This is a genomic window from Streptomyces sp. BYX5S, assembly GCF_054724165.1.
The window spans coordinates 1655056-1667709 of record NZ_CM138829.1 but is presented as its reverse complement, the minus strand read 5'-3'; the positions used below and the strand labels follow the sequence as shown (position 1 = coordinate 1667709).

Sequence of the window (12654 nt, the reverse complement as noted above, 5' to 3'; positions counted from 1 at the left end):
ATCTTCTGCGTCGGTGCTGCGGGAATGTGTCGGGTTCTACGCCCGATGCTGTGATCTTCGAACTACTTGATCAGGTAGATCGTGGCGAAGAGGCCGATCCAGACGACGTCGACGAAGTGCCAGTAATAGGACACGACGATGGCGGCCGTCGCCTGCTCGTGGGTGAACCTCCGGGCCGCGTACGTCCTACCGAGGACGAACAGGAAGGCGATGAGGCCACCTGTCACGTGCATGCCGTGGAAGCCGGTGGTCAGGTAGAACACCGAGCCGTACGGGTCGGAGGAGAGCGAGAGCCCATCCTTCTTGACCAGCTCGGTGTACTCGTAGACCTGACCGCCGATGAAGATCGCACCCATGATGAAGGTGACGATGAACCACATCCGGAGCTTCTTCACGTCACCGCGCTCGGCGGCGAACACGCCGAGCTGACAGGTGAGTGAGGAGAGCACCAGGATCGTGGTGTTCGTCGCGGAGAACGGAAGATTCAGCGCATGCGCCATTTCCTTCCAGTGATCCGGTCCGGTCACCGATCGCAGGGTGAAGTACATCGCGAAGAGGGCCGCGAAGAACATCAGCTCGGAACTCAGCCAGATGATGGTTCCGACGCTGGTGAGGTTCGGTCGATTGACCGACGGGTGCGCGTGCCCGGTTTCTACTGTCGTTGCTGTCGCCACGACCGACATTATGTCGGTCGCTTATCTCGCCCTCACTCCGGGGGGTGCCGTTCGGAGTGTCTGGGTGGTGTGTCCAGCCCATATGGCCCATCGGAGCCGCGTGCGAACCGGTGTTGACGGGGTGTCGGGAGGAGTAGGCTCCGCGGCACGGATCACCGTACGACGGCTTAAGAAGCCCCCCGACCAACGATGCTTCGGAGGAACGATGCAGTCGACCGCGACGGTTCTGGTCTACAGCGACGACGCCAACACCCGCGAGCAGGTGCGCCTCGCGACCGGCCGGAGGCCCGCGTCCGACGTCCCCGAGGTGCAGTTCGTCGAATGCGCCACGCTCCCGGCCGTTCTGAAGGAGCTGGACCGGGGCGGGATCGACGTCTGCGTCCTGGACGGCGAGGCCGTTCCCGCGGGCGGCATGGGCGTCTGCCGGCAGATCAAGGACGAGATCTTCCGCTGCCCGCCGGTGCTGCTCCTGATCGGCCGCCCGCAGGACGCCTGGCTCGCCACCTGGAGCCGCGCCGAGGCGGCTGTGACGCTCCCTGTGGAGCCCGTGGAGTTCGCCGAGGCCCTCGCCTCCCTGCTGCGCTCCCGGCTCGCTGTGGGCGCCTGAGGCGCCTCGCACACGCCGACTCCCGCACGCCTCGGGCGTACGGGAGTCGGAAGTGTCACACCGCGGGCCGTGCCCGGCGGCCTCAGACCTCGGGGCTGAGTCTCGCCTGGAGGGCCGGGTCGGGCGTGTCGGCCTTCTTCGTCAAGGCGCTGCCCGCCTTCCACTTCTTCCAGCTGACGTTCCAGTCGCCGAACCCGTTGCCGAACGGGTCCATGTCCGCGCCGTAGCTGTTGACGACCTTCACGATGTCGCCCTGGCGCACGGTGTCGAAGAACCAGGCGGCGTTTCCGGTGCTCATGCCGGTGCAGCCGTGGCTGACGTTCGCGGAGCCCTGCGAGCCGACGGACCAGGGCGCGGCGTGCACGTACTCGCCGCTCCAGGTGACGCGGGTCGCGTAGTAGACCGGCAGGTCGTAGGAGTCGGACGAGCCCTCGGCGATGCCGATCGTCTCCCCGCGCATCCGTACGAAGTACTCCTTGCCGAGCACCACCTTGACGCCGTTGCGGGTCTCGAAGCCGGCCTTGCCGGTGGTGACCGGGATGGAGTTGATCTCCTCGCCGTTGCGGTAGACCGTCATGGAGTGCGAGGAGGCGTCGGTGACGGCGACGATGCGGTCGCCCGTGCTGATGGTCAGCGGCTTGGACCTGCCGCCCCACAGCCCGTCGCGGATCTTCACGCCCTCCAGCCTGCTGGTGGCCGTGATCTTCGCGTGGGTGGGCCAGTAGCCCTTGGGCCGGTAGTGCAGCTCGGTGCTGTCCACCCAGTACCAGGAGCCCTTCACCGCGGGCTTGGAGTCGACCTGGAGGGAGCGCTCCACGAGGGCCCGCGACTTCTCGTCCTTGATGGGCTTGTTGAGCTCGGCGGTGAGCGGCTGCCCCACCCCGTACGTGCCCTTCTGCGGGCCGAACGTGACCTTGAGGGGCTTCTTCCCGGAAGGGCTGCCCGTGTCGAAGGTGAGGACCTTGCGGCCGGGTCCCCCGTCCTCGTCCTCGGTGCTCACCCGGACCGTGTAGCGGGTGTCTGCGGTCAGCGGGGCGGTGGTGTGCCACCTGGTGCCGTCGGCGGAGAGTTCGCCCGCGACGAACCGGCCCAGGGCGTCCTGGGCGGTGACGTCGGTGATGCGGGCCTCTTCGCCCTGCGCGGTGATCTCCAGCGGCTTGTCGGGGTCGGCCTTCTTGCTGCTGCCCACGGGCCCGTTGAAGGAGATCTGGCCCGCCGCGTCGTACGGCGCGGCGGAGAGCGGGTGGCCGGACGTGCCGCACGCCACCGTGCCCGCACCGAGTGCGGCCACCAGCAGGGTGCAGCCCAGAACCGTACGGATACGCGGTGAGTGGTTCATGGACTCACCGTATGAAGGAACGTCACGTCCAGCGCGGCGAGTGAGCCGCACGGGGCAACCCCCGGCACGCCGAAGGGCCCGGACGCTCCGTCAGGAGTGTCCGGGCCCTTCGGTCACGGGATCCGGGAACCGGTCAGCCGGGGCTCACTGGTTCTGGTTCTCACCGCGGTAGTACTCGAAGACCCAGCCCCACAGGCCGAACAGGATGATCGGGGCCGAGAAGTACAGCAGCCACCAGCCGACCGCCACGGCGAGGAACGCGAGCGCGCCACCGACCGCCAGCGAGAGCGGCTGCCAGGAGTGCGGGCTGAAGAAGCCCACCTCGCCGGCGTCGTCCGCGACGTCGGCCTCCTTGTTGTCCTGCGCACCGGTGTCGAGCCGCCGGGCCGTGAAGGCCAGGTAGTAGCCGACCATGATGCACAGGCCGAACGCCAGGAAGAGCGCCGTGGTACCGGCCGGCTCCTTCGACCAGACGCCGTAGACGGCGGCCATGATCAGGATGAAGAGGCTCAGCCAGATGAACATCTTGCCTTGGACCTTCACTTGCCGGCCTCCTTAGCAAGCGCCTTGTCGCCGTGACCGGCGTTCTCCAGCTGGTCCAGTGCGGCGATCTCCGGGTGGTGCAGGTCGAACGCCGGGGATTCCGAGCGCACGCGCGGCAGCGTGATGAAGTTGTGCCGCGGCGGCGGGCAGGACGTCGCCCACTCCAGGGAGCGGCCGTAACCCCACGGGTCGTCGACCTCGACCTTCTTGCCGTACTTCGCCGTCTTCCACACGTTGTAGAGGAACGGCAGGATCGACAGGCCCAGCAGGAACGAGCTGATCGTCGAGATCGTGTTCAGCGCGGTGAAGCCGTCGGCCGCGAGGTAGTCCGCGTAACGACGCGGCATGCCCTCGACGCCCAGCCAGTGCTGCACCAGGAACGTGCCGTGGAAGCCGATGAACAGCGTCCAGAAGGTGATCTTGCCGAGGCGCTCGTCGAGCATCTTGCCGGTCATCTTCGGCCACCAGAAGTGGAAGCCGGCGAACATCGCGAAGACGACGGTGCCGAACACCACGTAGTGGAAGTGCGCCACCACGAAGTACGAGTCCGAGATGTGGAAGTCCAGCGGCGGCGCCGCCAGGATCACACCGGTCAGACCACCGAAGGTGAAGGTGATCAGGAAGCCGATCGCCCAGAGCATCGGTGTCTCGAAGGACAACGAGCCCTTCCACATCGTTCCGATCCAGTTGAAGAACTTCACGCCGGTTGGCACGGCGATCAGGAACGTCATGAAGGAGAAGAACGGCAGCAGCACACCACCGGTCACGTACATGTGGTGCGCCCACACGGTCACGGACAGACCGGCAATGGCGATCGTCGCGCCGATCAGACCCGAGTAACCGAACATCGGCTTGCGGGAGAAGACCGGGATCACTTCGGAAATGATTCCGAAGAATGGCAGCGCGATGATGTACACCTCTGGGTGTCCGAAGAACCAGAAGAGGTGTTGCCAGAGCAATGCGCCGCCATTGGCCGCGTCGAATACATGGGCACCGAACTTGCGGTCCGCCTCCAGGGCGAACAGCGCGGCGGCGAGCACCGGGAAGGCGAGCAGGACCAGGACACCGGTCAGCAGCACGTTCCACGTGAAGATCGGCATGCGGAACATCGTCATGCCGGGCATGCGCATGCAGATGATCGTGGTGATGAAGTTGACCGAGCCGAGGATCGTGCCGAAGCCGGAGAAGGCCAGACCCATGATCCACATGTCGGCGCCGATGCCCGGCGAGCGGACCGCGTCCGACAGCGGGCTGTAGGCGAACCAGCCGAAGTCGGCGGCGCCCTGCGGGGTGAGGAAGCCACCCACCGCGATGAGCGAGCCGAACAGGTACAGCCAGTAGGCGAACATGTTCAGCCGCGGGAACGCGACGTCCGGCGCACCGATCTGGAGCGGCATGATCCAGTTCGCGAAGCCGGAGAACAGCGGCGTCGCGAACATCAGCAGCATGATCGTGCCGTGCATCGTGAACGCCTGGTTGAACTGCTCGTTCGACATGATCTGCGTGCCGGGGCGAGCGAGTTCGGCGCGCATGAAGAGCGCCATGACGCCGCCGATGCAGAAGAACGCGAACGACGTGACCAGATAGAGCGTGCCGATGGTCTTGTGGTCAGTGGTGGTGAGCCACTTGATCACCGTCGAGCCTGGGCTCTTGGGTCGGGCCGGCAGCTCGTTCTCGTACGAGTCGCTTGCTGCCGCGGCACCCTGGGGTTCGTTGAGGATGCTCACAGGTTCTTCGTCTCCCGGTCCTTCTCGTGGTCCGTCTGGGCGATGCCAGCCGGGACGTAACCGGTCTGCCCCTTCTTCGCGAGGTCCTTGAGGTGCTGCTGGTAGCGCTCAGGAGAGACGACCTTCACGTTGAACAGCATCCGGGAGTGGTCGACGCCGCAGAGCTCGGCGCACTTGCCCAGGAAGGTCCCCTCCTTGTTGGGGGTCACCTCGAAGGAGTTGGTGTGGCCCGGGATGACGTCCTGCTTCATGAGGAACGGCACCACCCAGAAGGAGTGGATGACGTCACGCGAAGTCAGCACGAAGCGGACCTTCTCGCCCTTGGGGAGCCAGAGGGTCGGACCGGGGTTGTTGGTCTGCGGGTTCCGCTCGCCAGGAGTACCGACCTCGTAGACACCGCCGGCGTTCGCCGGGAAGTCCTCCTTGAAGCGCTTCGGGATAGCCGAGAGCTCCTTGGAGGTCTTGGCGTCACCGTCGACACCCGGCACGTCCTCGACGTAGTTGAAGCCCCAGCTCCACTGGTAGCCGACCACGTTGACGGTGTGCGCGGGCTTGTCGTCGAGCTTCAGAAGCTTCGACTCGTCGCGCGCGGTGAAGTAGAAGAGGACCGACACGATGATCAGCGGAACAACCGTGTACAGCGCCTCGAGCGGCATGTTGTACCGCGTCTGAGTTGGAACCTCGATCTTGGTGCGGCTGCGCCGGTGGAAGATGACACTCCACAGGATCAGCCCCCACACCAGCACGCCCGTGGCGAGCGCTGCCGCCCACGAGCCCTGCCAGAGGGAGAGGATCCGAGGGGCCTCCTCCGTCACCGGGGTGGGCATACCAAGACGAGGGAAGTCCTTGTATGTGCAACCGGTAGCGGTTACCAGGATCAGGCCCGCAGTCAGCACCTGCGGCAGCTTCCGCCGCATCGGGCGCCGCGACGAGCGGTCGGAGCCGTTGGGACTCACGTAGCGCCTTCCCGAGAGTCTCGCCCGCGCTCTTTGGTTGGCTACGGCCGCCATCTCGCTGGTCGCTCGCCGCCCTGGCACACGGGCAGGGGTTTGGATGTTTATGCGGACCAAACCCTACTGGACGCTATTTGGGGTCGCGCGGGGAGGGTGCCTAACGCGCCGCGGGTCACTCCGAAGGGTGGGATCGGGCCGCGTTCGAGGGTTTCTGACGGGGGGTCGGGGGGCGCCTTTGAGGGGAGGCGGGGTGCGGTCACCTGCGGGTGGCGGTCGGGCGTGGTCGGTGTGCGCGGTTCCTCGCGCCCCTGGGGAGGCGGGGTCGGGGCGCCTCGGCGTGTGCGTGGTTCCTCGCGACCCTGGCGGTGCCGCTCCCCCGGCGCCCCGTAGCGTTGCGGCGTGTCGTACTTCGATGTGGCGTCGTCCGCTCCCCTCCACCCCGTCGCCCGGCAGGCGTTGCAGGCCTCGCTCGATGAGGGGTGGGCCGATCCGTCACGTTTGTACCGGGAAGGGCGACGGGCGCGGTTGCTGCTTGACGCCGCGCGGGAGGCGGCCGCCGAGGCGGTGGGGTGCCGGGTCGACGAGCTCGTGTTCACGTCGTCCGGGACGCGCGCCGTGCACGACGGGATCGCGGGGGCGCTCGCGGGGCGGCGGCGCGCCGGACGTCACCTGGTCGTGTCCGCAGTCGAACACTCGGCCGTGCTCCATTCGGCGGCGGCGCTCGAAGCGCTCGGCGGGTCGGTGACGCGGGTCGGGGTGGGGCGCGAGGGCCGCGTTCCAGCCGAGGCGTTCCGCGACGCCCTGCGGGAGGACACCGCGCTCGCGTGTCTTCAGTCCGCCAACCACGAGGTGGGCACCGAGCAGCCCGCCGCCGAGGCCGCCGAGGCGTGCCGGGCCGCCGGGGTGCCGTTGTTCGTGGACGCCGCGCAGTCCCTGGCCTGGGGGCCGGTGACCGGTGACTGGTCGCTGCTGGCCGGGAGCGCCCACAAGTGGGGAGGCCCGGCCGGCGTCGGGCTGCTCGTCGTACGGAAGGGGACGCGGTTCGCGCCTCAAGGGCCCGCCGACGAGCGGGAGTCGGGTCGGGCCGCCGGGTTCGAGAACATTCCGGGCATCGTGGCCGCGGCCGCGTCGCTGCGGGCCGTGCGGGCGGAGGCCGCCGGGGAGGCGGCGCGGCTGCGCGAGTTGACGGAGCGGATCCGGGTACGGGTGCCGGAGCTGCTGCCGGACGTGGAGGTCGTCGGCGATCCGGTGCGGCGGCTGCCGCACCTGGTGACGTTCTCCTGTCTGTACGTCGACGGGGAGAGCCTGCTGCACGGCCTGGACCGTGCCGGTTTCTCCGTTTCGTCCGGGTCGTCCTGCACGAGCAGCACCCTGACGCCCAGCCATGTGCTGCGCGCGATGGGCGTGGTGAGCGAGGGGAACGTACGGGTGTCGCTGCCGCTGGGCACCGGGGCCGACGAGGTCGACCGCTTCCTCGACGTACTGCCGGGCGTGGTGGGTGAGGTGCGGGAGAAGCTGGGCGCGCCGGTGGCCGGGGCGCCGGGCACCGCCGAGACCGTGACCGTGGACGCGCTGGGCATGACCTGCCCGCAACCGGTCATCGAACTGGGCCGCGCGATCGGGCGGGTGCGGGTGGGCGGCGAGGTGACCGTCCTCGCCGACGACGAGGTGGCGGCCGTCGACATCCCCGCATGGTGCTTCACCCAGGGCCACGAGTACGTGGGAGCGGAGCCACGCCCCGCTGGGGGCGCGACATATGTGGTGCGCAGGAGCGTCTGACCCAGGGGCGCGGGGACCGCGCAAACCGGACCACACACGAAACCGCGGCCGCGCTGCTCGACGGAAGAACAGCAACGGCCGCGGCCCCGCCGAGGGCGTCAGCCCAGGTGCGCCTCGACCTCGACCGCGGCAGTGTCCCCGTAGGCCTTGCGGAACCGGTCCATGAACGGCGCCCGCCGCAACTCGTACTCCTGCGTGCCGAGCGTCTCGATGACCAGCGTCGCGAGCATGCACCCGATCTGCGCCGCACGCTCGTGCGAAACGCCCCACACCAGACCGGACAGGAAACCCGCCCGGAACGCGTCGCCGACACCCGTCGGGTCGACCTTGGCGTCCTCCTCCGGCACGCCGACCTCGACCGGGTCCTGGCCGGCCTTCTCGATGCGCACGCCGCGCGAGCCGAGCGTGGTGACGCGGTGGCCGACCTTCGCGAGGATCTCGGCGTCGGTCCAGCCCGTCTTGGACTCGATGAGGCCCTTCTCGTACTCGTTGGAGAAGAGGAACGTGGCGCCGTCCAGGAGCAGGCGGATCTCGTCGCCGTCCATCCGCGCGATCTGCTGCGAGAAGTCCGCGGCGAACGGGATCGAGCGCGAGCGGCACTCCTCCGTGTGACGGAGCATCGCCTCCGGGTCGTCCGCGCCGATGAGGACCAGGTCGAGGCCGCCGACACGGTCCGCGACGGTCTTCAGCTCGATGAGCCGCGCCTCGCTCATGGCGCCCGTGTAGAAGGAGCCGATCTGGTTGTGGTCGGCGTCCGTGGTGCACACGAAGCGGGCCGTGTGCAGCGTCTCGGAGATCCGGACCGACTCCGTGTCCACGCCGTGGCGGTCGAGCCAGGCGCGGTACTCGTCGAAGTCCGAACCGGCGGCGCCCACCAGGATCGGGCCCGTGCCGAGCTGGCCCATGCCGAAGGCGATGTTGGCGCCGACTCCGCCGCGGCGTACGTCGAGGTTGTCGACGAGGAAGGAGAGGGAGACCGTGTGCAGCTGGTCCGCGACGAGCTGGTCGGCGAAACGGCCGGGGAAGGTCATCAGGTGGTCGGTGGCGATGGAGCCGGTGACTGCGATTCGCACGGCGTGAGCACGCTTCCTGAAAAGGGGAGGGGTTGACGCTTCACGCTACCCGGTCCCACCCGGCGGGCTGAAGTATGGGAAATGCCTGATAGTGGGGCTTTCTTCGGATGTCACCTCAGGGCTACCGTGCCGTCATGACCTACGACGTGTCAGGCACGACCGAGGACGGGCTCGCGGCGCTGCGCGGCGACTGCGTCCGGATGCTTCCGCACTGGGTGACGCAGCGGGCGCCGTGGGAGGTGGAGCGCCCCGCGAGCGCGACCCGGCCGGCCGGGATCCACGGGGTGGTGGTACCGGAGTCGTCGGCGCGGCTGATCGACTCGATGGCGGGTTTCGGCGACTGACGGCTCCGCTCGCGGCGGGCCGGGGGAACCGCGCGCCCGCCCGTCTCGTCACACCGGTGTCCCCCGGTGCGAAGGAGCGATGCGGTGAGCGACGAAGAGCGGACGCGGGACCGGCGGCCCCGGCGGCGCACGGCGGCTGTCGTGTCGGTCGCGGCGGCCGTCCTGCTCGCCGGTGGCGGCGGCGCGTATCTGGCGACGAACGCGGCGGGCGGTTCCGCGGACGGGCCGTCGGCGGCGCCCGGCGGCAGCGGCACGGGCACTCCCCCGCCGCTCGCCCTCGACGGCTACTCCGAGGATTCCGCCTCGTCCGGTACGGCGCCGGGCTCCCCCGGCATCGCGCCCGGTGAGCCCGACCCGAACGGCACGCGGTACAAGGCGGTGGGCGATCTCCCGAAGGGACCGGGCGAGGCGCCCGTCTACCGGGCGGGCGGCGAGGTGACGGCGGCCGACGTGTCCGCGCTGGCCGAGACCCTCGACGTACCGGGCACGCCCCGGCGGGACGGCGACGCCTGGAAGGTGGGGCCGACGAAGGACGGGTCCGGGCCCTCGTTGCAGGTGGGGCGGCAGGCGCCGGGCACCTGGACGTACGCGCGGTACGCGCCGTCGGCCGGCGCCAAGTGCGGCGACGGGACGAAGTGCGCCGACCCGGCGGGCGGGGGCGGGGAGCGGGACGCGGTGAGCGAGGCCGCCGCGAAGCGCGCCGCCGCGCCGGTCCTGAAGGCCCTCGGGCAGGACGACGCCGCGCTGGACGCGGAGCAGCTCATGGGCGCCACCCGGGTCGTGAACGCCGATCCGACGGTCGGCGGGCTGCCGACGTACGGCTGGTCGACGGGAATCCAGGTCGGCTCGGACGGTCGGGTGGTGGGCGGCAGCGGGCAGTTGAAGGCGCCGGTGAAGGGCGCCACGTATCCGACGATCGGGGCGGAGCGGGCCCTTGAGCGGATGAACGGGGCGGCGGCCGGGGGCCGGGTGTCGGTCGGCGGATGTGCCAGCGCGGTGCCGCTGGGCGAGGACGCGACGTGTGCGCAGGATCCGCCGAAGCCGTCGACGGTGGCCGTGCGCGATGCGACGTTCGGGCTCGCCGCGCACACCGTCGGCGGACGGCAGGCGCTGGTGCCGGCGTGGCTGTTCGAGGTGCGGCCGGGCGGGGCGGAGGCCGCGTTCACGGTGACGTATCCGGCGGTGGACCCGAAGTTCCTCACGGGGAACGGGAGTTCACAGGGGAGCGCACCGGCGAGCCCGGAGCCCGCGCCCTCGGGCACGGCGGGCGGCGACGAGACGCGGGCCGTGCGCGTGCAGGGCTACAGCGCCAAGGGCGAGACCCTGACCGTGCACTTCACGGGCGGGGTGTGCGCGACGTACGCCGCGTCGGCGAAGGAGTCCGGGGGCCGGGTGAGCGTGCGCGTCACGGAGACGCAGAAGAAGGGGAGCGTCTGCATCGAGCTGGCGAAGTTCTACACGCTGCCGGTGAAGCTGGACGCGCCGCTGGGTGAGCGCGAGGTGGTGACGGCGGGCGGGGACGCCGTGCCGCACGCGTCGAAGAACGCGCCCGGCGGGGCCGAGCCCGCGCCGCGCGGCTGAGTCCGCTTACCGCACGCCGAAGGGGCGGCCCCGAGCGGGGCCGCCCCTTCGCGCTGTGCAGCTGTACGACTTAGCTGAACGAGTCGCCGCAGGCGCAGGAACCCGTCGCGTTGGGGTTGTCGATCGTGAAGCCCTGCTTCTCGATGGTGTCGACGAAGTCGATGGAGGCGCCACCCAGGTACGGGGCCGACATGCGGTCGGTGACGACCTTCACGCCGCCGAAGTCCTTCACGACGTCGCCGTCGAGCGAACGCTCGTCGAAGAAGAGCTGGTAGCGCAGGCCGGAGCAGCCACCGGGCTGAACAGCCACGCGCAGCGCCAGATCGTCACGGCCTTCCTGGTCGAGCAGAGCCTTGACCTTGGCCGCGGCTTCGTCGCTGAGGATGATGCCGTCGCTGACGGTGCTGGTCTCGTCCGATACGGACATCTACATCTCTCCCGGGTTGTACGGAGACTGCTTGCCGACCATTGCTAACCGGCAAAGGCCCGGATCCATTCCGGGTTTCGCACTTCTTCTCTTCATGCTCGCACACCGTCGGCGGACGGGGCACGGGGTGGCGGCGGCGGATTGCGTCACATCGACGACATCACCATCGTCAAACTGACGTGAAGCACGTATGATAGATAGCGTCATTTCGACGAAAAGTCGAGCAGAGCTAAGAAAGGGTGCGTGACGTGACCACGGCCCAGTCCCCCCAGGCGCCCGTCGACCTGGACGTTTCCCCCACGCCGCTGGCGCTCCTGCTGCTCGGCCGCGAGGCCGACCCCCAGAGCGAGCGCGGCGTGGAGTGCCCCGGCGACCTGCCCTCGCCGTCCGACCCGGACCTGGTCGAGCGGGCGCGCGCGGCCAAGGAGAAGCTCGGAGACAAGGTGTTCGTGCTCGGACACCACTACCAGCGCGACGAGGTCATCCAGTTCGCCGACGTCACCGGGGACTCCTTCAAGCTGGCGCGGGACGCGGCGGCGCGGCCCGAGGCCGAGTACATCGTGTTCTGCGGTGTGCACTTCATGGCCGAGTCGGCCGACATCCTGACCGGGGACGACCAGAAGGTGGTCCTTCCGGACCTCGCCGCCGGCTGCTCGATGGCCGACATGGCGACGGCCGAGCAGGTCGCCGAGTGCTGGGACGTGCTGACGGAGGCCGGCGTCGCCGAGTCCGTGGTGCCCGTCTCGTACATGAACTCCTCCGCGGACATCAAGGCGTTCACGGGCAAGCACGGCGGCACGATCTGTACGTCCAGCAACGCCGAGCGCGCGCTGAACTGGGCGTTCGAGCAGGGCGAGAAGGTGCTCTTCCTGCCGGACCAGCACCTGGGCCGCAACACGGCCGTCCGTGATCTCGGCATGTCGCTCGACGACTGCGTGGTCTACAACCCGCACAAGCCGAACGGCGGGCTGACCGTCGAGCAGCTGCGGGACGCGAAGATGATCCTGTGGCGCGGGCACTGCTCCGTGCACGGGCGCTTCTCGCTGGAGTCGGTGGAGGACGTGCGGGCGCGCATCCCCGGCGTCAACGTCCTGGTGCACCCCGAGTGCAAGCACGAGGTCGTCGCGGCGGCGGACTACGTCGGGTCGACGGAGTACATCATCAAGGCGCTGGAGGCGGCGCCCGCCGGGTCGAAGTGGGCGATCGGCACGGAGCTGAACCTGGTGCGGCGGCTGGCGAACCGGTTCGCGTCCGAGGGCAAGGAGATCGTCTTCCTCGACAAGACGGTGTGCTTCTGCTCGACCATGAACCGGATCGACCTTCCGCATCTGGTCTGGACGCTGGAGTCCTTGGCGGACGGCCAGTTGGTCAACCGCATCGAGGTCGACCGCGAGACGGAACGCTTCGCCAAGCTCGCCCTCGAGCGCATGCTGGCGCTGCCGTAACCCACCCCAGCCTCGCCGGCGTTTGAGGCGCGGGGTCCGGGGCGGAGCCCTGGGAGCGGGAGCGGGGCGAGCGCCTGATGAAGCGCTCGCCCCGCTTGCGGCCTCGGGGCTCTGCCCCGGACCCCGCTGCTCAATCGCCGCAGGGGCTTGAACGTGCCGCAC

The 12654-nt window shown here is 69.3% G+C and carries 12 protein-coding genes; 5 read left to right on the top strand and 7 right to left on the bottom strand.

The genetic code is table 11. The features are described from left to right. Positions 1 to 62: 62 nt before the first annotated feature. Positions 63 to 683: an aa3-type cytochrome oxidase subunit III gene (gene ctaE / locus ACYBSK_RS07475; protein WP_457476074.1), complete on the bottom strand. Its 621-nt coding sequence runs from the start codon at positions 681 to 683 to the stop codon at positions 63 to 65. A gap of 196 nt (positions 684 to 879) precedes the next feature. Here ctaE and ACYBSK_RS07470 point away from each other — a divergent pair, with 196 nt between their 5' ends. After that, complete coding sequence (locus ACYBSK_RS07470; protein ID WP_306321338.1) at positions 880 to 1281, top strand: DNA-binding transcriptional response regulator; 402 nt, start codon at positions 880 to 882, stop codon at positions 1279 to 1281. Positions 1282 to 1363: 82 nt separating this feature from the next. Here the strand turns inward: ACYBSK_RS07470 and ACYBSK_RS07465 are convergent, their stop codons facing one another. The 4 genes from ACYBSK_RS07465 to ctaC all read right to left on the bottom strand — a co-directional run bounded on the left by ACYBSK_RS07465 (position 1364) and on the right by ctaC (position 5846). Beyond that, the gene (locus ACYBSK_RS07465) at positions 1364 to 2620 is read right to left on the bottom strand and encodes a L,D-transpeptidase (RefSeq protein ID WP_457476073.1); all 1257 of its coding nucleotides are present in this window, start codon (positions 2618 to 2620) and stop codon (positions 1364 to 1366) included. A gap of 144 nt (positions 2621 to 2764) precedes the next feature. Then, the gene (locus tag ACYBSK_RS07460) at positions 2765 to 3163 is read right to left on the bottom strand and encodes a cytochrome c oxidase subunit 4 (RefSeq protein WP_457476072.1); all 399 of its coding nucleotides are present in this window, start codon (positions 3161 to 3163) and stop codon (positions 2765 to 2767) included. After that, positions 3160 to 4890, bottom strand: coding sequence for an aa3-type cytochrome oxidase subunit I (gene ctaD, locus ACYBSK_RS07455; protein WP_457476071.1), 1731 nt, complete (start codon positions 4888 to 4890; stop codon positions 3160 to 3162). The genes ACYBSK_RS07460 and ctaD overlap by 4 nt, the downstream gene beginning before the upstream one ends. After that, the gene (ctaC, locus tag ACYBSK_RS07450; RefSeq protein ID WP_457476070.1) at positions 4887 to 5846 is read right to left on the bottom strand and encodes an aa3-type cytochrome oxidase subunit II; all 960 of its coding nucleotides are present in this window, start codon (positions 5844 to 5846) and stop codon (positions 4887 to 4889) included. The genes ctaD and ctaC overlap by 4 nt, the downstream gene beginning before the upstream one ends. Before the next feature lie 396 nt (positions 5847 to 6242). Between ctaC and ACYBSK_RS07445 the strand changes: the two genes are divergently transcribed. Continuing rightward, a complete protein-coding gene (locus tag ACYBSK_RS07445) occupies positions 6243 to 7622 on the top strand; it encodes an aminotransferase class V-fold PLP-dependent enzyme (RefSeq protein ID WP_460245567.1) in 1380 nt (459 codons plus the stop codon). A 98-nt stretch (positions 7623 to 7720) separates the two neighbouring features. On the opposite strand, the gene ACYBSK_RS07440 is transcribed toward ACYBSK_RS07445, so the two are convergent. Beyond that, the gene (locus ACYBSK_RS07440) at positions 7721 to 8695 is read right to left on the bottom strand and encodes a carbohydrate kinase family protein (protein WP_460245566.1); all 975 of its coding nucleotides are present in this window, start codon (positions 8693 to 8695) and stop codon (positions 7721 to 7723) included. A gap of 134 nt (positions 8696 to 8829) precedes the next feature. Here ACYBSK_RS07440 and ACYBSK_RS07435 point away from each other — a divergent pair, with 134 nt between their 5' ends. Beyond that, entirely contained in the window at positions 8830 to 9039 is a 210-nt protein-coding gene (locus ACYBSK_RS07435; RefSeq protein WP_457476067.1) for a hypothetical protein, read from the top strand. An 84-nt stretch (positions 9040 to 9123) separates the two neighbouring features. Continuing rightward, positions 9124 to 10620: a hypothetical protein gene (locus ACYBSK_RS07430; RefSeq protein WP_460245565.1), complete on the top strand. Its 1497-nt coding sequence runs from the start codon at positions 9124 to 9126 to the stop codon at positions 10618 to 10620. Between the two features lie 70 nt (positions 10621 to 10690). Here ACYBSK_RS07430 and ACYBSK_RS07425 read toward each other — a convergent pair whose 3' ends face one another. Beyond that, positions 10691 to 11047 (bottom strand): HesB/IscA family protein, encoded by a 357-nt coding sequence (locus tag ACYBSK_RS07425; protein WP_306321347.1) that lies wholly within the window; start codon positions 11045 to 11047, stop codon positions 10691 to 10693. 239 nt (positions 11048 to 11286) lie between these two features. On the opposite strand from ACYBSK_RS07425, the gene nadA reads away from it, so the two are divergent. Further along, positions 11287 to 12492, top strand: a complete 1206-nt coding sequence (nadA, locus tag ACYBSK_RS07420; protein ID WP_457476065.1) for a quinolinate synthase NadA — start codon at positions 11287 to 11289, stop codon at positions 12490 to 12492. The last annotated feature ends 162 nt before the right edge of the window (positions 12493 to 12654 follow it).

What these genes read in the sequence shown, in the direction of transcription:
- ctaE (WP_457476074.1), bottom strand. Translation starts at nt 683, where the DNA reads ATGTCGGTCGTGGCGACAGCAACGACAGTAGAAACCGGGCACGCGCAC.
- ACYBSK_RS07470 (WP_306321338.1), top strand. Translation starts at nt 880, where the DNA reads ATGCAGTCGACCGCGACGGTTCTGGTCTACAGCGACGACGCCAACACC.
- ACYBSK_RS07465 (WP_457476073.1), bottom strand. Translation starts at nt 2,620, where the DNA reads ATGAACCACTCACCGCGTATCCGTACGGTTCTGGGCTGCACCCTGCTG.
- ACYBSK_RS07435 (WP_457476067.1), top strand. Translation starts at nt 8,830, where the DNA reads ATGACCTACGACGTGTCAGGCACGACCGAGGACGGGCTCGCGGCGCTG.
- ACYBSK_RS07425 (WP_306321347.1), bottom strand. Translation starts at nt 11,047, where the DNA reads ATGTCCGTATCGGACGAGACCAGCACCGTCAGCGACGGCATCATCCTC.